A 21,802-nucleotide genomic window follows, 5' to 3' on the forward strand; every position below is an offset into this window, starting at 1 on the left:
ATTACAAACTAAAAAAGCCAGGTTTTACCCTGGCTTCAACTTAACCTGAATCACTTTGCTTAATTAGCAAATTGATCATACTCGTGAAGCGCTTTCAAAGTTTCCTCATAGAACAAAATGGCCGCTATCAATTTATTAGTATCAGAATATGGTAATATGATATCTTGAAATTCTGAAGTTGCTTCTATATAACTTTCAGTTTCTTCGTGTTGCTTGTCTAAAGCTTTTCTATTATCACTATCCTTGGGTATACCTAAACTCTCCATGGTCACACCTGGCTTTGTGGCAAAGGCAATATTTGGAAGGATTTTGATCAGACTTGAAATACGTTCTTTATACAAAGTCAAAAGTTCCCCTTTAGGCATCCGTTCAAGATCGTCTATGTTGTGATATTTTTTAATCTCAATAGCATCCATAATGATGCTTTTAGGTTCTTTCCGTTTCTGAGAAAAACAACTATTACCTACTAGTAATAAGCCGAAACACAGAATACATACTTTCAGTTTCATGGTTATAAATTTGGGGTTACGGATCAAATCTATGTAATTTGACGTAATAATCCGCATTTAATCGATAAAATGCATACTTTTTCTAATTTTCAAGGATTTTTCCTACGCGATGACATAACTAGTATTATAATTACTGTTAACTTCTGAATATATAGCTGAATCCACTTGTTTTAAGTATTTTAGAAACTCCATTGAACTCATACAATGAAAAGACTCCTTTTTCTATTAGGTTTTTGTTACAGCTTTAGTCTTCTTGGTCAAGAAAATCCAAATAAAGAGGAGAAACTCCCACCCTACCAGGATTCTATTTATTCGTTTCAGAGTCGATTAAATATGCTGGACTCCAAAAAAGCAATTGTCATTAATACTGATCCCATAACCGAAACCAAAACTATAACCAAGACACCCGTCATAGACCAACCGAATACCAAAGGAAAAACCATAGCCTTTTTAAAAAAATATACCTCTGCCTCCGTATATAAATACTTTAATGGTGGGTATTGGCTCATATCATCTGATACTATTCAAGGATATGTTACTAAAGAAAATTTAAATGAGGATGGCGTTATGGAGTCGACCATTTACAATTTTCGATTGAAGAAGCTGACTGAAGAGTTTGGTAAAAAAAACGCCATAAAAATACTCGACAATCGCATTTGGTATGGAATGACCAAGGAAATGACTCGTGAAAGTATCGGCGAACCATTAACCATAACTAAGGTTACCGGTTATTATGGATTGAGGGAACGATGGAATTATAAAGACCAATATCTTATATTCGAAAATAATTTTCTGTTGACATGGAATTACCTTTAAGAACCATTCTGTCATTTACCTATTTACTTAATTATGGAAATATATTTAAAGATACATTTTCAAAAGAACGAACCCATGTTGGCTAATTCACTGTCAATTTAGGAGGTCGTAAAATTGAACTGCACATTTTTATTTATACATATTATGCCGTAATCTTATAGATAATCAACCAGTTATAACTCCATATTCAGTAATTTCATTATAAATTGATATTTAAATTTTATAAACTGTAATTACACTGCGCCAAGTGATTAACATTGTATTTGTTGCTCGGTGACGATCGAACCATTAATTATTAAAAAAATGAAAAAGATTCTATCTAAACTTATAATTCTCTCCAGCCTTATCATATTCAACTGTTCATCTGTTGTTAAATCCAAAAAGTTTACAGATAACAACATGAATGATTATAAGACCTATGCCTATTTACCAGATACCGATATGAGCAGTTCAGAATTTAACCGGGCTGATGATGCACCAGCCAACGAATCAGCGGTTGCAACATTAAAAAAGCGTTTGAATGAACGAGGCTACACCATGACAACTAATAATCCAGATTTGGTTATCATCATCTCTGAATCAATAGGAATTGATAGTAATCAAAAACTGGAAGGCAGAAGTAATACTGCGGCAGCCAGTTCATCGAGTAATGTCCCTTACAGCGGTTCTTCAGCTTCAACTAGTAGTACCAGATCCTCTAGCAATACTGCGAATAGCAGTAGACCTTATCAAACTGGGAATATGGCAATTGAAGTGTTCGACAACAAAACCAAAGAATTGGTATGGATTGGTTTGGTTAAAGACTATAAAACAGATATAGCCACTACTAATTTACCAGAAAGTATGGTCAATGCTATTTTTGATAAACTTCCGAATAACTAACAGTATTTGACGTTATGTCAAATACTACTTACCAATACAGAAGTTAGCAAATATATTCCCAAGCAAATCATCATTTGAAATTTCACCTGTAATTTCGCCAAAGTGGTATAGCGCTTGTCTTATATCTATTGCTATAAGGTCACCAGACAACCCGCTTTCAAGACCAAATTTCACCTTTTGGATTTCCTCGAGCGCTTTCAACAACGCATCGTAATGACGCGTATTTGTGACGATTGTTTCATTATTTCTTAAAGCACCTGTGTTAATAAGCCTCAATAATGACTGGGTTAACAGTTCAACCCCATAACCTCTTTTTGCTGAAATAAGAATCATATCATTAATCGCATTCTTAATTTGCAAAACTTCAATATCTGTGAGGCTATCAACCTTATTACCAATAATTAACAAAGGTTTTTGAGGGTATTTATTCTTTATCTTTTCTATCTCAACGTTAATATATTTTGAGTCTCTTACCGCTTGCTGTACTTCAAATAAATAAACAATTACTTGAGCCTGATCAATTTTCTCAAAGGTCTTTCTTATCCCTATAGACTCTACAACATCGTGAGTTTCTCTTATTCCTGCTGTATCAATGAACCTAAAACTCACTCCACCAATTGAAATTTCGTCTTCAATTGTATCTCTTGTTGTACCAGCGATATCCGAAACTATAGCACGTTCTTCATTTAACAGAGCATTCAATAAGGTTGACTTACCTACATTAGGTTCTCCAACTATAGCAACAGGCACACCGTTTTTAATAACGTTGCCTACGGCAAATGAATCAATTAAACGTTTAAGCACGAATATGATTCGATCTAGTAATTCCTTAAATTGGGACCGATCAGCAAACTCCACATCTTCCTCAGAGAAGTCCAATTCCAGCTCAATAAGACTCGCAAAATTCATTAATTCCTGTCGTAAAGAAGAAATTTCAGAAGAGAACCCACCTCGCATTTGTTGCATAGCCACCTGATGCGATGCAGCACTGTCACTTGCTATTAGATCTGCTACGGCTTCTGCTTGACTCAGATCCAATTTACCATTTAAGAAGGCCCTTAGTGTAAATTCACCAGGATTAGCCATGCGACAACCTCGCCTCAAAAACAACTGAATAATTTCCTGCTGAATAAATGTGGAACCATGGCAGCTGATTTCAACCACGTCTTCACCTGTATACGAATTAGGGTTTTTAAAAACTGACACCAATACCTCATCCAATTCCCTTTCATTATCTATTATATGTCCAAGATGTATGGTATGTGTGGATTGTTGACTTAATTTCTTCTTTGATACGGATCTAAAATGATCATCTACGAAAGTTATTGCTAAGTTCCCCGACAATCTAATAACAGCAATCGCACCAGAACCAGAAGCTGTTGCTAGGGCTACAATTGTATCGGAATGTTGCATAAGACTTGTTTATGCAAAAATATGCGAAATCTTTGTACGCTAAAGCACCAAAATTTTTGAATTTAAGATAAGTTTTACATGATTTTACTACCTCTTCCTATATTTGCAATTCAAATTAAAAATTAGCCTGCTATGAAGTTTATTAAATGGTTGATCCCTTTCGCATTAATTGTTTTGGTCTCTTGCCAAGACCAACAAAACACGGGTTACTCAATTGCAGTTGAATCCATTAAATTACACAATGGACTTCGTTCCTATATAAAGGAATTTGATGAAAGAGGTCGTGAGGTTGTAAGAGATACGGCTGTTGCCATGAACAATAGTCTTGAGTTTAAGGGAGAAGTAGAATATCCAAAAATCGTCTTCCTAAGTATTGATGGCACTGTTGGTCAGTTGATGCTTTTTTTAGAGAATACGGATATGTCTATCGAATTAGACACTCTAAATATTGCTAAATCTAAAATAAGCGGATCTCAATTAAATGAAGAGCTAGCAACATTCAACCAGGAAATTGTTGAGTTGCGCATGTCTTTACAACCTTATGTCGTTGCATTTAGACAAGCGAGACGCGATGGGGATCAAGTAAAAGCGGATTCACTTCAGACCATTATGGAAGATATCAGCTTAAAATCATTATATTTTCCATTAGAATACGCCAAATCTAATCCTAGTAGCTATGTAAGCATGTATGTAGTTGATTCTCAAATAGGGTCAAATGCTCAACTAAATTACGAGGATTACAGTGCTGCATATGAGGCCTTAGACAGTAGCCTTAAGTCTACCGTTGTGGGTAAGCGCATACAGAAAAAGCTAGACATAGAACGTCAAAAATTTGAAAGAGAAAAGATAACTTCTATCGGGGCAACTGCACCTGAATTTAAAGGTCCAACTCCTGAAGGTGGTGAACTGGCCCTATCTGAGGTATATAGTAAAGGGAAGTATACGATTATTGATTTTTGGGCTGCCTGGTGCGGACCTTGTCGACGAGAAAATCCTAATGTGGTAAGAATCTATGAAAAATATCATGACAAAGGTCTGGAAATAATTGGGGTATCCCTTGATGGAAACAGAAATCAAAAAGATCCAAAAGACGCATGGATAAAAGCGATTGAAGCTGACAGATTAAATTGGAATCACGTTTCTAATTTACAGTATTTTGGCCCTATTGCCCGTCAATATAATGTTAATGCTATTCCAGCCATGTTTATCGTGGACAATACAGGAAAAATTGTCGCTAAAAATCTTAGAGGCCGCGCACTTGAGAATAAAATTGAAGAGTTGTTAGGTTCCTAAGACAATTTACCAGTTTTATGTAAAAAGTATAACACCACTATTGGCACAGCCAATAAAAGTGCATAAGTCAAATGCGTCTCAAGAATTTGAGGTTTCATAACTAAAGTTAAAAAATAACCTCCAACAGCCCCACCAAAGTGGGCGTCATGCCCAATGTTTCCACTCCTGCTTTTCATGCCATAAATAGAGTATAACAGGTAGGCTACACCAAAAATGTATCCCGGAATTGGTATGGGAATAAAGAACAAGTACAAACTCATTTCTGGACGTATAAGAATAGCGGCATATAAAATGCCTGTAACAGCCCCACTAGCGCCTATGGCGCTGTACCAATACTCATCTTTATGAAAGAAAAAAGAAAGAAGGTTCCCAACGATGAGGCTTCCTAGGTAAATAAGTATAAAATTAAAATTTCCAAGCCCCTGTAATACTACATCAGCAAAGAAATACAGCGTAATCATATTAAAAAGTAAATGGGTAGTATCAGCATGCAAAAAGCCAGAACTGACCATACGCACCTGCTCTCCCCGTCTAATTGCGCCAATATTAAATTTAAACTTTTCAAAAAAAAGTCTATCGTTAAAACCTTTAAAAGACACCAAAACATTGGCAGCAATAATGATAATAGTAACCAATCCTACATTATACATTTACTATACTGTATTTATTATTAGAGTTATATTTGTGCCTGCAAAATTAACATAGTTTAATGCAACTTATTGTTTATATACTTGTTTATCCTATTCTTTGGTGTATTTCCATACTCCCCTTCAGGTTGCTGTACATCATTTCAGATTTCTTATACCTCGTAATCTATAGGATTGGTAACTACCGAGTTTCTACTGTAAAAGCAAATTTAAAGATGGTATTTCCAGACAAGTCTGAACAAGAAATAAATAGCATTATCCGCAAGTTTTATCATTTTTTATGTGATATGATTATGGAAACCATCAAATCCATGACCATATCTAAGGAAGAATTGAAGAAGCGATTTTCCTATGAAAATTTAGAACTCATAAAGGACCTGGAAACCAAAAACAGAAGCATTGTACTACTTTGTGGCCACTATGCAAGCTGGGAATGGATCTTTTCGTTACAATTACATGTTAAGTACTCCGGTTACGCCGTTTATAAGCAGCTTAGTAATAAATACTTTGATCGATTAGTCAAGCGTATTAGAGCTCGTCATAATAGTTACTTAATGACCATGAATGATACCTATAAGGTAATGAGTGGTGTGCAAAAACAAAATGAGAAAGCCATCTATGGATTTGCAGCAGACCAATCGCCAATGATGGGGAAAAATCTTTACTGGAACACATTTTTGGGTATTAATGTACCCATGTATACAGGTGCTGAAACACTAGCCAAGCGTTTTGACCTTGCTGTTGTATTTATGAACGTAAACCGTTTTAAACGTGGATTTTATAAAGCGTCATTTAAAGTGTTAACGGAACACCCGAAAGAAGTTGATAATTACAAGATTACGGACAGTTACTTCGATTTACTTGAAGATCAAATTAATAAACAACCCGAATATTATTTGTGGACGCACAAACGCTGGAAACACCGAGATAAAGCTCCCAAAAAGTTGGTAAACAATTAAAACTCAAACCAAGAATCCACCAACTTATTTTCCTCAACTAGTTCAGTGGTCTGATAGATGAACTCATTTGATTTAGGATCGTACTGATAATCCTCAGCCCAAAGTTTGTGGTGTTGGGCCAACTCAATTAAACTATCGCAAACGAACTTAATTTCTTCATCTGTTGTGGTGGGATGAATAGACATACGAATCCAACCTGGTTTTCTAACAAGATCTCCTATCGAAATTTCTTTTGTTAACTCATGGGATGTTTCATAATCCACATGAAGCAAGTAGTGTCCATACGTACCAGCACAACTGCAGCCTCCACGCGTTTGAATACCAAAACGATCATTAAGTAGTTTTACTGCTAAATTGTAATGAAGATCGTCTATATAAAAAGAAATAACTCCAAGTCGATCTTTGTGTTGTTTAGCAAGAATATGAAGATTTTCTACAGTTTCTAATCTGCTAAAAATGTAATGAACCAATTCATGTTCGCGCTCCAGAATATTGTCGACACCCATTTGCTCTTTAAGCTTGATGGCAAGAGCAGTCTTAATGGTTTGAAGAAAACCTGGTGTACCCCCATCCTCACGTTCCTCAATATTGTCAATGTACTTATGTTCTCCCCAGGGATTAGTCCAACTAACGGTACCACCACCTGGACAATCAGGAATCATATTGTTGTAAAGCTTCTTGTTAAACACAAGCACTCCAGACGTTCCTGGTCCACCTAAAAATTTATGTGGCGAAAAGAATATAGCATCCAAATAAGCCTCTGGATCTTCAGGATGCATGTTGATGTTGACATAAGGCGCAGAACAAGCAAAATCCACAAAACACACGCCACCATGTTGATGCATTAGTTTGGCGATATCATGATATGGAGTTTGAATTCCAGTTACATTAGATCCCCCAATTACCGACGCAATTTTTAGCGGCCGCTCTTTGTAGGTCTCTAGAAGCGTTTCCAATTGATCTAAAGAGAACAATCCTTCTTTCCCAGGAGGAATGACTTCTACTGTGGCAATCGTTTCTAACCAGGATGTTTGATTGGAATGATGCTCCATATGTGTCACAAACACCACAGGCCTTAGGTCATCAGGGATATTAGTGTATTGGCGTAAATTCTCTGGAACTTTAAGACCTAGTATACGCTGGAACTTATTAACAACGCCAGTCATACCGTTTCCGGAGACGATTAAAACATCATCCTCATTACAGTTGACATGATTTTTAATAATATCTTTTGCCCTATGATAAGCTTTGGTCATTGCCGTACCTGATACTGTAGTCTCAGTATGTGTATTAGCTACAAACGGTCCAAAATCCTTCAATAATTTTTCCTCAATAGGACCATATAAACGACCAGACGCTGTCCAGTCTGTGTAAATAATACGCTTATTGCCGTAGGGCGATTGAAATTCCTGTTCCTGACCGATAATATTTCTGCGGAATTTATCAAAATACTGCTCCAAACTAACAGTTCCTGTATGGTCTTTCTTGGGCATCAAACTTTATAGATTTTGTTGCTTGGCAAAGATACTAATTCTCAGATACCGCCTTGATTTCAGAAATAATTTTATCTGCTAAGGTATCTGCTTCCATCTGGCTTCCTGCCTCCGTATATATACGAATAATGGGTTCAGTATTGCTTTTTCTTAAATGCACCCAAGAGTCTTCAAAATCAATCTTAACCCCATCAATTGTTGAAGGATTAGACGATTCATAGGCTTTAGCCATTTCTTTTAAAATAGCATCAACATCTAGGTTTGGAATCAGCTGAATCTTTTTCTTGCTCATAAAGTACAAGGGATAAGAAGCTTTAAGCTCGCTAACAGACATTTTCTTTTCAGCTAGTAAACTCAAAAACAAAGCTATACCCACTAAGGCATCTCTTCCATAATGTAAATCCGGATAAATAATACCTCCATTACCCTCACCACCTATAACAGCGTTAGTATCCTTCATCATTTTAACCACGTTGACTTCCCCTACAGCACTTGCTGTATAAGAACCACCGTGAGACTCGGTCACATCCTTCAACGCTCGTGTTGAACTCATATTCGAAACCGTATTTCCTGGAATTTTACTCAATACATAATCAGCACATGCTACCAGTGTATACTCTTCCCCAAACATGTCGCCCTTTTCATCCATAAATGCCAATCGATCCACGTCAGGGTCCACTACAATACCAAAATCTGCTCCTTCTTTTATAACGGCTTCTGACAAATCGCCAAGATGTTCTTTTAAGGGTTCTGGATTGTGTGGAAAATCACCCGTAGGGTTACAATACAATTTAACACAATGCACTCCTAACCGATCTAGTAACAAAGGCACTGCAATCCCACCAGTAGAATTAACACCGTCAAAAACTACTTTTAAATTGGCCTTATCGATGGCTTTAGCGTTTACTAAAGGTAGTTTCAATACCTCATCTATATGCATATCTATGTAAGCTGCATTTGTCGTAATCTTACCTAAATTATCCACTTCTGAAAACTCCGAAGCATCTTGTTCAGCTATCTTTAGAATGGCCTCACCTGCCTTACCATCAAGAAATTCCCCCTTTTCATTTAATAGCTTCAATGCATTCCATTGTTTTGGATTATGACTGGCAGTTAGAATAATACCACCGTCAGCATGCTCCATTGGAACAGCAACTTCAACTGTTGGGGTTGTTGATAAGCCAAGGTCAACCACGTGAATTCCCATTCCAACTAAGGTATTCATTACCAAATTTTGAATCATTTCACCAGAAATCCTGGCATCACGACCAACTACAACTCTGTAATTATCCTTTTGCCTGTATTGCTTTAGCCATGTACCATAGGCAGCTGCAAACTTAACCGCATCAATGGGTGTTAAATTATCCCCCACTGAACCACCGATTGTACCTCGAATCCCAGATATAGATTTGATTAAAGTCATAAAAATCAATTTTGGCAAATATAATTAGTTCGTCCTGTATTGTGATTACGAATTTGTAAATTCGACCTATGAATTTTCTGGCTCATATCTACTTGTCTGGTTCCAGAGACCTTGTTAAACTTGGAAATTTTTCTGCAGATGGCGTGAGAGGAAAAGATTATCTAAACTACCCTCTTGAAATGCAGGTTGGTATTTTACTGCACAGAGCCATTGATACCTTTACAGATGAACATCCACTTTTCAAGAAAAGTAGCAGAAGGCTATACAGTAAATACAGTCATTACGCCAGAGTCATCGTTGATATTTTTTACGATCATTTTCTAGCCAAAAACTGGACGGATTATTCAAAGGAACCTCTTAATAGCTTCGTACAAGATTTTTACAATTTAGTCAATGCAAATCTGTCCTTATTACCTCCTAAGTTTCAAAACTTGACCCCTTACATGATTTCAGGAAATTGGCTAGAAGGTTATGCCGAATTGGAAGGTATAGCCTCTGTTTTGGGAGGCATGGACCGCAGAACGCAAATGAAATCTAAAATGTCCTTGGCAGCAGAGGATTTAGTAGAATACTATTCAGAATTCCAAAAGGACTTCACCCCTTTTTTTAAAGAACTAGAAATATTTTCAAATAACCATCTTAAAGAATTAGAAGCACACTACTTATGAGAACAACAATTTTAAAACTCTTCCTCTGTACAATCTTATTAACGATTTTCAATTGTGACAGCCGGTCCAAAGATGATTTCGGGGTTATAGCAGAAAGTGCCATGGTGGTCAGTGCCAGAGAAGAGGCCTCAAAGATTGGAGTTGAGATTATGAAAAAGGGAGGAAACGCCTTTGACGCAATGATGGCAACAGAATTAGCTTTGGCGGTAGTACATCCCTCAGCTGGTAATATTGGTGGTGGAGGTTTCCTTGTTTTTAGAATGGCCAATGGTGAAACAGGAGCATTGGACTATAGAGAGAAAGCACCGAGAGCAGCTGAAAAAGACATGTATTTAGATTCACTTGGACAAATCATTAAAGGAAAAAGCACTATTGGAGCTTATGCCATTGGCGTACCAGGAACAATTGCTGGAATTTTTAAAGCGCATAAGCGCTATGGTAAGCTAAGTGTCGAGGAGGTCATAACACCTGTGATTGCGCTTGCCGAGAACGGTTTTTCAATTACTGAAAAACAACAAGCACGATTCAATTCTTATGATAGTATTTTTAAAGTAGTTAATGGCAAAGACATCCTATTTGGCTCTCAAACAAAAGCTGGAGATGTATTAGCAAACCCTGATCTTGCAGAAGCATTAAAATTGTTAATTAGTGAAGGTGCTGATGCCTTCTATTCAGGTACTATTGGGGAGGCCATTGTAGATCGAGTTCAATCGAATGGAGGTATTATAACCCTGGAAGATCTTATGGAATATGATGCCGTTTGGCGAGATCCTGTTGAATTTGAGTATGACAATCTGAAAGTCATTTCCATGTCTCCACCTTCATCGGGTGGCATATGCCTTCAGCAACTGATGGGTATGATTGAACCCTTTGACCTCGATAAGTATGACCATAATTCTTTGAAGGCCGTACAGGTCATCACGGAAGCTGAAAAACGTACTTATGCCGATAGAAATTTTTTCCTTGGAGATCCTGATTTTATTGATATTCCAGTTAAAGAAATGACTAGTGCGTCTTACCTACAAAAACGTATGGAAGATTTTTCATTCGAGCAGGCTACTCCCGTAAATGACATAGCACATGGTGCCATAGCAGGTTATGAAAGTGAGGAGACTACCCACTACTCTATCGTTGATCCCTATGGCAATGCCCTAGCAGTAACCACTACCTTAAATGGAAGTTATGGCTCCAAACTCTTTGTAGATGAGTTTGGGTTTTTCCTCAATAATCAAATGGACGACTTTAGCAGTAAACCTGGAGAACCTAATTATTATGGCCTCATTGGTGCCGAAGCTAATAGCATTGAAGGCGAAAAACGCATGTTATCCTCAATGACACCGACCATTATTGAGCGCGAAGGTGAGTTTTGGATGAGTGTGGGCACACCTGGAGGTTCGACCATCATCACATCGGTATTACAAACTATCTTAAATGTGCATGAGTACAACATGACCATGCAGCAGGCAGTATCCGCTCCGAGGTTCCACAACCAATGGTTACCCGATGAAATAAGAATAGAAACTACTACCTTTTCTAAGGCTATGATTGATAGTCTTAGAGCCAAAGGATACCCCATTGATCTTAATCGTATCAGGGATCTTGGACGTGTGGATGGCATCCTTAAATTGGACGACGGTGCTTATGAGGGAGGTGCTGACCCAAGAGGTGATGATACCGCTGTGGGCTTTTAACTTATTCGTATATTTAATGTTCGATTTAATAATCGACCAAATTTTTTAAATCTCATGAAATACTTGTTCTCCCTGGGTGCAATGTTTGTTACCCTTTTATCCTTGAGTCAAGGTACTCAACTTCTAAGACAACCAACACTGCATGGTAATGACGTTGTTTTTGTTTATGCCAATGATCTTTGGAAAGCTTCGGTATCTAGAGGAACCGCCATTAGACTAACCAGTGATGATGGTTATGAATCAAGTCCTCATTTCTCTCATGATGGGAAAATGATAGCGTTTACTGCGCAATACGATGGCAACGTTGATGTTTACGTCATGCCTTCTGAAGGTGGAGAACCCAAGCGATTAACCTACCATCCAGGTGGAGATTTTGTTCAGGGTTGGACGCCCGATGGGAAGGTTTTATTTCGCTCTGGTCGCGAGAGCAGACCCACCCAAACCAATAAGTTCTATACAGTTTCTGTAGATGGAGGTCTTCCAGTTTCCTTGGGTATCCCAAGAGCTGCTTATGGGGAACTCTCCAAAGACGGGTCTCATGTAGCTTACACCCCCATTACTGGTTGGGATGAAGAATGGAGAAACTATAGAGGTGGTCAAGCCATGCCAATTTGGATCGTGAATATGAAAACCAAAGACCTGATTAGAACCAATCAAGCTGATGGGGAGCGTCATATGGACCCTGTTTGGCTAAATGGGGTGGTGTATTACCTATCTGAACGAGATTACACTATGAATATCTGGTCATTTGATCCCGAATCAAAGGCTGAAAAACAAATCACCTTTCATAAAAAATTCGATGTTAAAAGTCTTGATGCTAGCGCCGATCAAATAGTATATGAACAAGGCGGTTATTTGCATGTATATAACCCATCAAACAACGCAACTAAGCAACTTAATATCACCGTAAAAGGGGATCTTAGTTTTTACAGAAACCGTTGGGAAGATGTTTCTGCTAGACAATTGAGCAACCCCAATGTTTCACCAAATGGCAAGCGAGCCATTTTTGAACATAGAGGGGAAATATTCACCATTCCAAAAGAAAACGGTACTTGGATGAATTTAACCAATACACCAGGTGTAGCAGACCGAAGTCCCATTTGGTCTCCTAAGGGTGATAAGGTAGCCTGGTTTTCAGATAAAAGTGGAGAATACCAATTGGTGATTGCCAACCAGGACGGAAGTAATCAGCAATACATAGCACTACCAGAGCCTACGTTTTACTTTCAACCAGATTGGTCACCTGACGGTACTCATATCGCCTACACTGATACGCATTACAACATCTGGGTGGTTAACTTAAGTGTAAAATCCGCCAAAATAGTAGCCACAGATCGTTATGCCCACCCTAATCGATCAATGAATCCTGAATGGTCACCAGATAGTAAATGGATAGCCTACGCCAAACAGCAAGAGAGTCATTTTAAATCCATTTTTGCATACAATATAGATAGCGGTAAGACGCTTCAGCTCACGGATCCTATTGCCGATGCCATTACACCCGTATGGGATGAATCTGGGAAATATCTATACACACTTGCAAGCACCAATTATGGCCTGCAAACGGGATGGTTAGACATGAGTTCTTATGATCCTCAAGTAACTCGAAGCCTGTACGCCATTGTCTTAAATTCTTCAGATAAGGCACCGAATCTTCCTAAGAATGATATGGAAGAAATAAAGAAAGACACTAAGGATGATAAGAAAGATGATAAAAAAGAAGGTTCAGGCGTAAGTGTAACCATAGATGAAAACGGCATTTTTGATCGAGCCGTAGCTTTAGATTTACCAAGTAGAAACTATGCCGCCTTACTAAAAGGTCCAAAGCATAAAGTTTTTATTGCAGAAGCCATTCCGAATGAAAACGGATTTAAGGTTCACCTTTACGACGTTGAAAAAGAAAAACCATCTGACTTCGCTAGAAGTGTCTCGCAAATGGTGGCTTCTAGCGATAGAAAAACAGTCCTTCTAAATCAAGGTGGTAAATGGGTTATGACCGGGACCAAAGCTGGCCCAAAACCTGGTAAGGATATTTTAAAGGTTAATGCCAAGATAAAACTAGATCAAAAAGCAGAAGCACATCAAATTTTTAAAGAAGGATGGCGATACATGCGCGACTTCTTATATGTAGACAACGTACACGGAGCACCGTGGGATGAGGTGTATTCCTGGTATGCACCTTGGATTGATCATGTGAGACATAGAACCGATCTCAATTATGTTGTAGATATTATGAGCGGAGAAGTTGCTGTAGGGCATTCCTATGTCTCTGGCGGAGATTTTCCAGATGTAGACTTTGTGCCAGTTGGTTTGTTAGGCGCAGATTTAGAGACTTCCAATGGAAGATATAAAATCACAAAAATATATTCTGGTGAACGCTGGAATCCTGGTGTGGATGCCCCTTTGGCTATGCCTGGTTTAAACATTAATGAGGGTGACTATTTGGTTGCCATAAATGGTGTTGAATTAACAGACGAAACCAATCCTTATGAACTACTGGAACAAACAGCTGGACGTGAGATTACAGTTTCTGTTAATTCAAAAGCTTCCATGTCTGGAGGAAGGGATGTTTTAATTAAACCTGTACGAAGCGAGCGTCAACTCAGGAGTATTGACTGGGTGGAAGGAAATCGCAGAAAAGTGGACGAATTATCTAATGGTAAACTAGCCTATGTGTATGTACCTAACACGGGAGGTGGTGGCTTTACTTCCTTTAACCGATACTATTTTTCACAGCAAGAGAAGAAAGGTGCAGTTATAGACGAACGAAACAATGGTGGGGGTTCAGCTGCCGATTATATGATTGATATTATGTCCAGAGAATTATTTGGCTATTTCAATTCCAAGGCTAATGACAACAGACCCTGGACAACGCCAATGGCTGGAATTTGGGGACCTAAGGTGATGATCATTAATGAACGTGCTGGATCTGGTGGTGACCTCCTACCCTATATGTTTAAAATGAAAGGGATTGGACCACTTGTTGGCACCAAAACTTGGGGAGGATTAGTAGGGACCTGGGACACTCCGCGATTTATAGATGGTGGTCGCATGGTAGCGCCAAGAGGTGGTTTTTATGATGTAGATGGTAAGTGGGCTGTTGAAGGCGAGGGTGTAGCCCCAGACATTGAAGTTATTCAAGATCCTAAATCCGTCATTCAGGGCAAGGATCCTCAATTGGAGAAAGCGGTCAATGAAGCCTTACGATTACTTAATGGTAATGAGTTTGAGTTGCAACCAGAGCCAGCAGCACCAATTCGATGGAAACGCCCTGAAGGGTATAAAAACGATTAACAGTTTAACCCTGAATATAACTTCAGGGTTATTTTTTGAGATGGACTTTTTACAAGAATTACAAATACAACTCCCATCTGCCGCTAATCCCAAGAATGCAGAGCCAATAAAGGCTTATATGAAACATAAGTTTCAATTTCTAGGAATTAAATCTCCGGATCGTAAATTGATCTTAAAACCACTGGTCAATTCTCACAAAACTGAATTAATTAACCATATTGATCCCATAACTAAATCGCTCTACTCATTGACTGAACGGGAGTTCCACTACTGTGCCATGGAAGTGTATTCCCGATTTAAGAAAAAGCATTATCAAGTCACAGATATTAACACCATCAGCTTTTTGATTACAACGCATTCCCACTGGGATTCTGTTGATTTTATAGCCAAGCACATCTATGGTCAGTATTTGTTAGAACACCCCAAAGAAACGCTACCAACAATTCAGGAATATGCCAACAGTACCAATATGTGGCTTAATAGATCGGCTATTTTGTTTCAATTGGGATATAAGAATCAAACAAATGCTGACTTGCTGTTCGCCCTTTGTGAACAGCATAAAGAATCAAAGGAGTTTTTTATTCAAAAAGCTATTGGTTGGGCTTTAAGAGAATATGCCAAGGTCAATCCTACTGCGGTATTAGACTTTGTTGACAAGACTCCACTTAAACCACTAAGTAAAAAAGAAGCCATTAGAAGACTTATATGACCTACGACCTTATCATACTAACGGACCATCGCTATTTAGAGGACAGCAACGACCCCTACAAGCACAATGTATTTTACGAAGATGAGCTTGTATTAAAAGCTAGTCAGAAATTGGGCCTTCAGGTTACCAGAAGAGCTTGGGATGATGAAACAGTGGACTGGTCTCAGACCAAGTGTATTCTGTTTAGAAGTACCTGGGATTATTTTGATCGCTTTAAAGAATTCTCAGGCTGGCTGAATAAGGTCAAGACTCAAACCAAACTTATCAACTCAAGAGAACTGATTCATTGGAACATAGACAAGCATTATCTAAATGATTTATCGGCTAAAGGAGTGCATATTCCAGATACCATTTTCATCAAAAAGGGCGATACCCGAACTCTTCATGAAATTCATTTAGATCAAAAATGGAATAAGACGGTACTAAAACCATGCGTTTCTGGTGCAGGAAGACACACCTACCTCTTGAACTCAGATAACCTAGTAAAGCACGAAGCTATCTACAAGTCGTTGATCTCAGATGAAGATATGATGATTCAGGTTTTTCAGCAAAACATTGTGGATCAGGGAGAACTTTCCTTGATGTTATTTAATGGAGAATTCACTCATGCCGTACTTAAAAAAGTTAAGTCTGGTGATTTTAGGGTACAAGATGACTTTGGAGGTACTGTTCACCAATACACCCCATCCCAACAAGAAGTAGAATTTGCACAGAATACTATAACTCAATGTCCTGAGCTTCCAGTTTACGCTCGAGTTGATATCTTTTACGACAATAATCATAATTTAGCATTGGGAGAACTGGAACTTATTGAACCTGAATTATGGTTCCGATTAATGCCTTCAGCAGCCGAAGTTTTGGCCAAACACTTAAAAAACTTGATTGATGAAACTTAAACGTATCCTTAAAATAATTGGAGGACTTATTGTATTCTTTACGCTACCAACCTTACTCCTTTTTGGTTTTATGTATTTGAAGTACAACACCCCTTTGCCTGAAGGAAAACAAGGTCCAGAAGCGGATCAATTAGCTACCAAGATGCTAAAATCGCTTAATGAAACTGCCTATCTCAACACCGATTATTTAGAATGGACCTTTAAAGGTATTCACAATTACAAATGGTATAAGTCTGAGGCTAGCTGTGAGGTTTCCTGGGATGATTTTACCGTCATCCTGGATTTAAAGGACCATGATGACTCAAAAGTATTTGTTGCGGGCACAGAGTATAATGGGATTGAAAAGCACGATTATATTCATAAGGCAGAAGCGTACTTTAACAATGATTCTTTTTGGTTGGTAGCCCCCTATAAGGTGTTTGATTCAGGTGTGGAACGACGCCTGGTTATCACTGAAGAAGGCCAAGAGGCGCTTTTAGTCACCTATACCAGCGGTGGTACAACACCTGGCGACTCTTACCTTTGGCATTTAGATACAGATGGCAAGCCTAAAAGCTACCAGATGTGGGTAAGTATACTGCCTATTGATGGTTTAGAGGCCTCATGGGAAGGTTGGATTACTTCCGAAAGTGGGGCGCAATTACCCACCTTCCATAAATTACTTTTTCTCGGTCTTGACATGGGTGACGTAAAAGGGCTAAACTTATAGACTGATGGTGTCATCTTCGTTTAGATCAGAATCAGAATATTCTTCCTGATACTCAATTTTAAGCCTTGTATCATGAACCATTCGGTCCTCTTCTAAAACTACATTGGAAACACCGAGCATCCAGGCAACTAGTATGAGCTTTAACAGGTTAAGGAATCGTTTAATAAATAACTTCACATATAATATCTATCAAACATGGCTCCATATAGTAATATATGACTGATTGTCTGCTATTTACTTCGCTGACCGACGAATTGTTGCGTTTTCAACTTAAACAGAATATTAAAGCTAGTTAAGCTCCCGTAACTTCTAGTGATGTATTGCTGGAGGTCAATCTTTGATTGTTCATCAAGATCACTAGAATTAATTTTCTGCTCCATAACCCTTAGGCGATCTCTAACCATAGTTATCTTGTGGAAAAAGGTGTCTATGGGCATTTCCTTATTCTGAAGATTGGGGTCGCCAGGTTCCAGAATTATCTTTCCACCCTTCCATTTATCCGCAATGGAAATAACTTCACTAACGTCTGACCATTTTTTCAAAATATCGCGTAAGCTCTTTTCAACCTCATAAAAGCTAACTGTGTCTACTTCGTCTTCTGCAGCTTCAATAACTTCAAAAGTATCATCAAGTTCCAGTGTCTCTAATCCGCCATCAATAAAGGTGACCCAATAATGTCTTGAAGTAACGTTTGTGACGACGCCTTTGCCATATTCCTTATGATTAATTCGTGATCCTATTCCTAATAATTTCATTGTATTCTTTTTTGGTTGTTCTAAAATAAAGATTAATAAAAATTAGCCATACATATTTTACCAAATTCTATCTTAAAACTCTCTTGTTGAATTAAAATGTTTTTATAACATTAACAACACTTTAAATGATATACTAGTAATTGGATGTTGGCTTAATTCAATTATTAAGATGTGCTAAATTGAGATTCAATTTATAAAAGTAAAAAACTAAATCTCTTCAGTAATAAGAGGTTTATTCTGCTCTAAAAAAATCAAAACAACTTATAATAATTCTATTATTTTCAATAATTTTACAGTATTCTCATTTTAAGTTTTATAAATTATGAAAAATGTAATTTTAACTCTAATAATTTTTATATTCTCAATTAATGTTAGTTCTGGTCAAAATCCAACTGTGGGCCAAGAATTGATTATTAACAATCCAAATTCTACACAATATCGCTATATTGATTTTCCAAAACTTAATACATTAGTAAAACGAGGTAAATTGGCCAATTACAAAAGCGTCTATGGCAATGAAGTCATAATCGACGAAGTTGTAACTGAAGATTCAGGAGATGTTTATGTGATATTAAAGAAAAAAGATGGCTCAAAATTCTTCGGTTATTTAACATCTGTTAAAGCAAATTATTCTAAGGCTTTAGATTCTGAGGAGCTTATGGGTAAGTAAATATTCTTGAATTTTTAATAGTTTTATAATGCTCAGCTTTTGCTGAGCATTATTTTTTATTCAGCTGGTTGCGAGTCAACTTTGTTCTTTAAAATCGTACCTTTACAGCTTTGCAAAATTGTTCCATCAGCTGATAAATTGTTATGATTTCACATGATGAATCTATTGAGGTAAAGGGTGCTCGAGTGCACAATCTCAAAGACATTGATGTTTCCATTCCCAGAGATAAATTGGTTGTTATTACTGGTTTGTCAGGAAGTGGTAAATCCTCTTTAGCTTTCGATACCATATACGCCGAAGGACAACGGCGCTATATTGAAACTTTTTCGGCCTATGCCCGTCAATTTCTTGGAAATCTAGAACGACCTGATGTGGATAAGATTGATGGTCTTTCTCCAGTTATTGCTATTGAGCAGAAAACAACAAGCAGGTCTCCACGATCCACTGTTGGTACCATTACCGAGATCTATGATTTTTTCAGACTACTTTACGCGAGAGCCAGTGATGCCTATAGCTATAATACAGGGGAGAAAATGGTTAGTTATTCAGATGACCAGATTAAGGATTTAATCCTTAGAGATTTTGAAGGTCAACGGATCAACATCCTGGCACCCGTTGTGCGTTCTAGAAAAGGTCATTACCGCGAATTGTTTGAGCAAATTGCAAAGCAAGGGTTTGTTAAAGTTAGAACAGATGGGGTTACGGTTGATCTTGAAAAAGGGATGAAACTGGACCGGTACAAAACACATGATATTGAAATAGTTATTGATCGCCTAGTTGTTGAAAATTCTGAGAATACAACAAAACGCTTACTAGAATCCATTAATACGGCCATGTATCATGGAAACGATATCTTAATGGTATTAGACCAAGACACGCAAAAAGTTCGCTTTTTTAGTCGGAATCTGATGTGCCCGTCCTCAGGGATCTCCTACCCTAATCCAGAACCTAATAACTTCTCTTTTAATTCACCAAAGGGAGCCTGCCCTAAGTGTAATGGAATTGGCGAGGTATATGAAGTGAATGTTGATAAAATAATTCCAGATACAAACCTCTCAATTGCAAATGGCGCCATAGCTCCTCATGGAGCTCAAAAGAAGAGCTGGATTTTTAAGCAGTTTGAAACAGTTGCACAGCGCTATGACTTTAGCCTTAATGATCCATGGAAAAAAATTCCAAAAGACGCTCAGCACGTCATCCTGTATGGAGGAAAGGATAAGTTTTCTGTCGAGAGTAAGTTATTAGGGGTTACGCGAGATTATCAAATAGATTTTGAAGGCGTGGCAAACTTCATTAAAAATCAACAAAAATCGGATTCTACATCCTTGGTCAGATGGGCAAGAGAATACATGGACAAGGTAGCTTGTAATGAGTGCGGCGGATCCAGATTAAAAAAAGAATCTTTACATTTTAAAGTCGCTGGTAAAACCATTGCAGATGTCATCAATTTTGATATTTCAGAATTATATGATTGGGTCTTAGGCTTAGATAAAGAGCTTAGTGACAAACAATTGCAGATTTCATTAGAGGTATTAAAAGAAATAAAAAGTAGGATCCAATTTTTATTAGATGTTGGCCTCAATTACCTAACACTGAATCGAAGTTCTAAATCCCTATCTGGAGGTGAGGCACAGCGGATACGATTGGCTACTCAAATTGGATCTCAATTAGTAGGGGTACTATACATTCTTGATGAACCTAGTATTGGATTACACCAAAGAGACAACGAAAAGCTAATCAACTCCCTCATTTCCCTGAGAGATGTTGGCAATTCAATAATTGTTGTGGAACACGATAAAGATATGATTGAACGCTCAGATCATGTTATTGATATTGGCCCACTAGCAGGAAACCACGGTGGCGAAATAATAAGTGAAGGTCCGCCAAAAAAGTTGTTAGAGCACGATACGCTAACTGCGGATTATTTAAATGGAAAAAAAGAGATTGCGATTCCTAAGTCCAGAAGAAAAGGAAATGGTAAGTTCCTTGAATTAAAAGGTTGCACCGGAAACAACTTAAAAAATGTCTCGGTAAAATTTCCTCTTGGGAAAATGATAGGTGTAACTGGCGTTTCGGGGAGTGGTAAATCTACATTAATTAACGAAACCCTCTACCCCATTCTTAATGCACATTATTTCAATGGTGTTAAAAAACCAATGCCCTATAAAAGCATTAAAGGATTAGAACATATAGACAAGGTCATTGATATTAATCAATCTCCCATTGGACGGACACCAAGAAGTAATCCTGCTACGTATACAGGTGTATTTAGTGAGATTAGAAGCTTATTTTCTAAAATACCGGAAGCCATGATTAGAGGCTACAAACCCGGTAGGTTTAGCTTTAATGTCGCTGGAGGGCGATGTGAAACCTGTCAAGGTGGTGGGCTAAAAGTCATTGAAATGAACTTTTTACCAGACGTTTACGTAGAATGCGAAACCTGTCAAGGAAAACGTTTTAACAGAGAAACTCTGGAAATACGCTATAAAGGAAAGTCCATAAGTGACGTCCTGAATATGACCATTGAAGAGGCCGTTGTATTTTTTGAACACATTCCTAAAATTTATCGAAAGTTGAAAACCATAGAAGATGTTGGTTTAGGCTACATTACCCTAGGCCAGCAAAGCACCACACTTTCTGGTGGTGAGGCGCAACGAATTAAGCTTGCCACAGAGCTAAGCAAGCGTGATACGGGAAATACTTTCTATATTTTAGACGAGCCAACTACAGGTCTCCATTTTGAAGACATTAATGTTCTAATGAAAGTACTTAATAAATTAGCAGACAAAGGCAATACCGTATTAATTATCGAGCATAACCTTGATGTAATAAAAATGGTAGATTATATAATTGATATAGGATACGAAGGTGGCAAAGGTGGTGGCGAAATAGTTGCTAAGGGAACACCTGAGCAGCTCATCAAGGATAAAAAAAGTTATACTGCCAAATTTCTAAATAAAGAACTGAACTAAAGT

The 21,802-nt window shown here is 37.8% G+C and carries 19 protein-coding genes; 12 read left to right on the forward strand and 7 right to left on the reverse strand.

The genetic code is table 11. The features are described from left to right. Positions 1–59: 59 nt before the first annotated feature. A complete protein-coding gene (locus DN064_RS12095) occupies positions 60–509 on the reverse strand; it encodes a hypothetical protein (RefSeq protein ID WP_115462922.1) in 450 nt (149 codons plus the stop codon). A gap of 204 nt (positions 510–713) precedes the next feature. On the opposite strand from DN064_RS12095, the gene DN064_RS12100 reads away from it, so the two are divergent. Both DN064_RS12100 and DN064_RS12105 read left to right on the forward strand, forming a co-directional pair. Beyond that, complete coding sequence (locus DN064_RS12100) at positions 714–1,325, forward strand: hypothetical protein (RefSeq protein WP_115462923.1); 612 nt, start codon at positions 714–716, stop codon at positions 1,323–1,325. A gap of 303 nt (positions 1,326–1,628) precedes the next feature. Further along, positions 1,629–2,207: a DUF4136 domain-containing protein gene (locus DN064_RS12105; RefSeq protein WP_157962308.1), complete on the forward strand. Its 579-nt coding sequence runs from the start codon at positions 1,629–1,631 to the stop codon at positions 2,205–2,207. Between the two features lie 24 nt (positions 2,208–2,231). On the opposite strand, the gene mnmE is transcribed toward DN064_RS12105, so the two are convergent. Continuing rightward, positions 2,232–3,620, reverse strand: coding sequence for a tRNA uridine-5-carboxymethylaminomethyl(34) synthesis GTPase MnmE (gene mnmE, locus DN064_RS12110; RefSeq protein WP_115462925.1), 1,389 nt, complete (start codon positions 3,618–3,620; stop codon positions 2,232–2,234). Between the two features lie 132 nt (positions 3,621–3,752). On the opposite strand from mnmE, the gene DN064_RS12115 reads away from it, so the two are divergent. After that, entirely contained in the window at positions 3,753–4,913 is a 1,161-nt protein-coding gene (locus DN064_RS12115) for a TlpA disulfide reductase family protein (RefSeq protein WP_115462926.1), read from the forward strand. Here DN064_RS12115 and DN064_RS12120 read toward each other — a convergent pair. Then, positions 4,910–5,563 (reverse strand): rhomboid family intramembrane serine protease, encoded by a 654-nt coding sequence (locus DN064_RS12120; RefSeq protein ID WP_115462927.1) that lies wholly within the window; start codon positions 5,561–5,563, stop codon positions 4,910–4,912. The two genes, DN064_RS12115 and DN064_RS12120, sit on opposite strands and share 4 nt — an antisense overlap. Positions 5,564–5,622: 59 nt before the next feature. Here DN064_RS12120 and DN064_RS12125 point away from each other — a divergent pair, with 59 nt between their 5' ends. Further along, positions 5,623–6,519 carry a lysophospholipid acyltransferase family protein gene (locus tag DN064_RS12125; RefSeq protein ID WP_115462928.1) on the forward strand — a complete coding sequence of 299 codons (897 nt, stop codon included), beginning with the start codon at positions 5,623–5,625 and terminating at the stop codon, positions 6,517–6,519. On the opposite strand, the gene DN064_RS12130 is transcribed toward DN064_RS12125, so the two are convergent. Both DN064_RS12130 and glmM read right to left on the reverse strand, forming a co-directional pair. Then, a complete protein-coding gene (locus DN064_RS12130) occupies positions 6,516–8,012 on the reverse strand; it encodes an aminotransferase class V-fold PLP-dependent enzyme (RefSeq protein ID WP_115462929.1) in 1,497 nt (498 codons plus the stop codon). The two genes, DN064_RS12125 and DN064_RS12130, sit on opposite strands and share 4 nt — an antisense overlap. 34 nt (positions 8,013–8,046) lie before the next feature. Then, entirely contained in the window at positions 8,047–9,435 is a 1,389-nt protein-coding gene (gene glmM / locus DN064_RS12135) for a phosphoglucosamine mutase (RefSeq protein WP_115462930.1), read from the reverse strand. Positions 9,436–9,503: 68 nt separating this feature from the next. Here glmM and DN064_RS12140 point away from each other — a divergent pair, with 68 nt between their 5' ends. Genes DN064_RS12140 through DN064_RS12165 form a run of 6 tightly spaced genes read left to right on the forward strand, consistent with a single transcriptional unit; the run spans position 9,504 to position 17,402 of the window. Beyond that, entirely contained in the window at positions 9,504–10,103 is a 600-nt protein-coding gene (locus tag DN064_RS12140) for an acyl carrier protein phosphodiesterase (protein WP_115462931.1), read from the forward strand. Next, complete coding sequence (gene ggt / locus DN064_RS12145) at positions 10,100–11,794, forward strand: gamma-glutamyltransferase (RefSeq protein WP_115462932.1); 1,695 nt, start codon at positions 10,100–10,102, stop codon at positions 11,792–11,794. Before DN064_RS12140 ends, ggt begins: the two co-directional genes overlap by 4 nt. A gap of 54 nt (positions 11,795–11,848) precedes the next feature. Beyond that, on the forward strand, positions 11,849–15,088 hold the full coding sequence (locus tag DN064_RS12150) for a S41 family peptidase (protein ID WP_115462933.1): 3,240 nt from the start codon (positions 11,849–11,851) through the stop codon (positions 15,086–15,088). 40 nt (positions 15,089–15,128) lie between these two features. After that, on the forward strand, positions 15,129–15,797 hold the full coding sequence (locus DN064_RS12155) for a DNA alkylation repair protein (RefSeq protein ID WP_157962309.1): 669 nt from the start codon (positions 15,129–15,131) through the stop codon (positions 15,795–15,797). Beyond that, the gene (locus DN064_RS12160; protein ID WP_115462935.1) at positions 15,794–16,693 is read left to right on the forward strand and encodes an ATP-grasp domain-containing protein; all 900 of its coding nucleotides are present in this window, start codon (positions 15,794–15,796) and stop codon (positions 16,691–16,693) included. Before DN064_RS12155 ends, DN064_RS12160 begins: the two co-directional genes overlap by 4 nt. Further along, complete coding sequence (locus DN064_RS12165; RefSeq protein ID WP_115462936.1) at positions 16,683–17,402, forward strand: hypothetical protein; 720 nt, start codon at positions 16,683–16,685, stop codon at positions 17,400–17,402. The genes DN064_RS12160 and DN064_RS12165 overlap by 11 nt, the downstream gene beginning before the upstream one ends. Here the strand turns inward: DN064_RS12165 and DN064_RS14180 are convergent. Both DN064_RS14180 and DN064_RS12170 read right to left on the reverse strand, forming a co-directional pair. After that, positions 17,397–17,579, reverse strand: a complete 183-nt coding sequence (locus tag DN064_RS14180; protein ID WP_157962310.1) for a hypothetical protein — start codon at positions 17,577–17,579, stop codon at positions 17,397–17,399. The genes DN064_RS12165 and DN064_RS14180 overlap by 6 nt on opposite strands. A gap of 53 nt (positions 17,580–17,632) precedes the next feature. Beyond that, complete coding sequence (locus tag DN064_RS12170; RefSeq protein ID WP_115462937.1) at positions 17,633–18,157, reverse strand: hypothetical protein; 525 nt, start codon at positions 18,155–18,157, stop codon at positions 17,633–17,635. Between the two features lie 322 nt (positions 18,158–18,479). On the opposite strand from DN064_RS12170, the gene DN064_RS12175 reads away from it, so the two are divergent. After that, complete coding sequence (locus DN064_RS12175; RefSeq protein ID WP_115462938.1) at positions 18,480–18,827, forward strand: hypothetical protein; 348 nt, start codon at positions 18,480–18,482, stop codon at positions 18,825–18,827. Between the two features lie 143 nt (positions 18,828–18,970). Continuing rightward, the gene (uvrA, locus tag DN064_RS12180) at positions 18,971–21,799 is read left to right on the forward strand and encodes an excinuclease ABC subunit UvrA (RefSeq protein WP_115462939.1); all 2,829 of its coding nucleotides are present in this window, start codon (positions 18,971–18,973) and stop codon (positions 21,797–21,799) included. Positions 21,800–21,802 lie beyond the last annotated feature (3 nt).

The organism is Winogradskyella aurantiaca (assembly GCF_003362725.1).
In the GTDB taxonomy this organism is placed as follows: Bacteria; Bacteroidota; Bacteroidia; order Flavobacteriales; family Flavobacteriaceae; genus Winogradskyella_A; species Winogradskyella_A aurantiaca.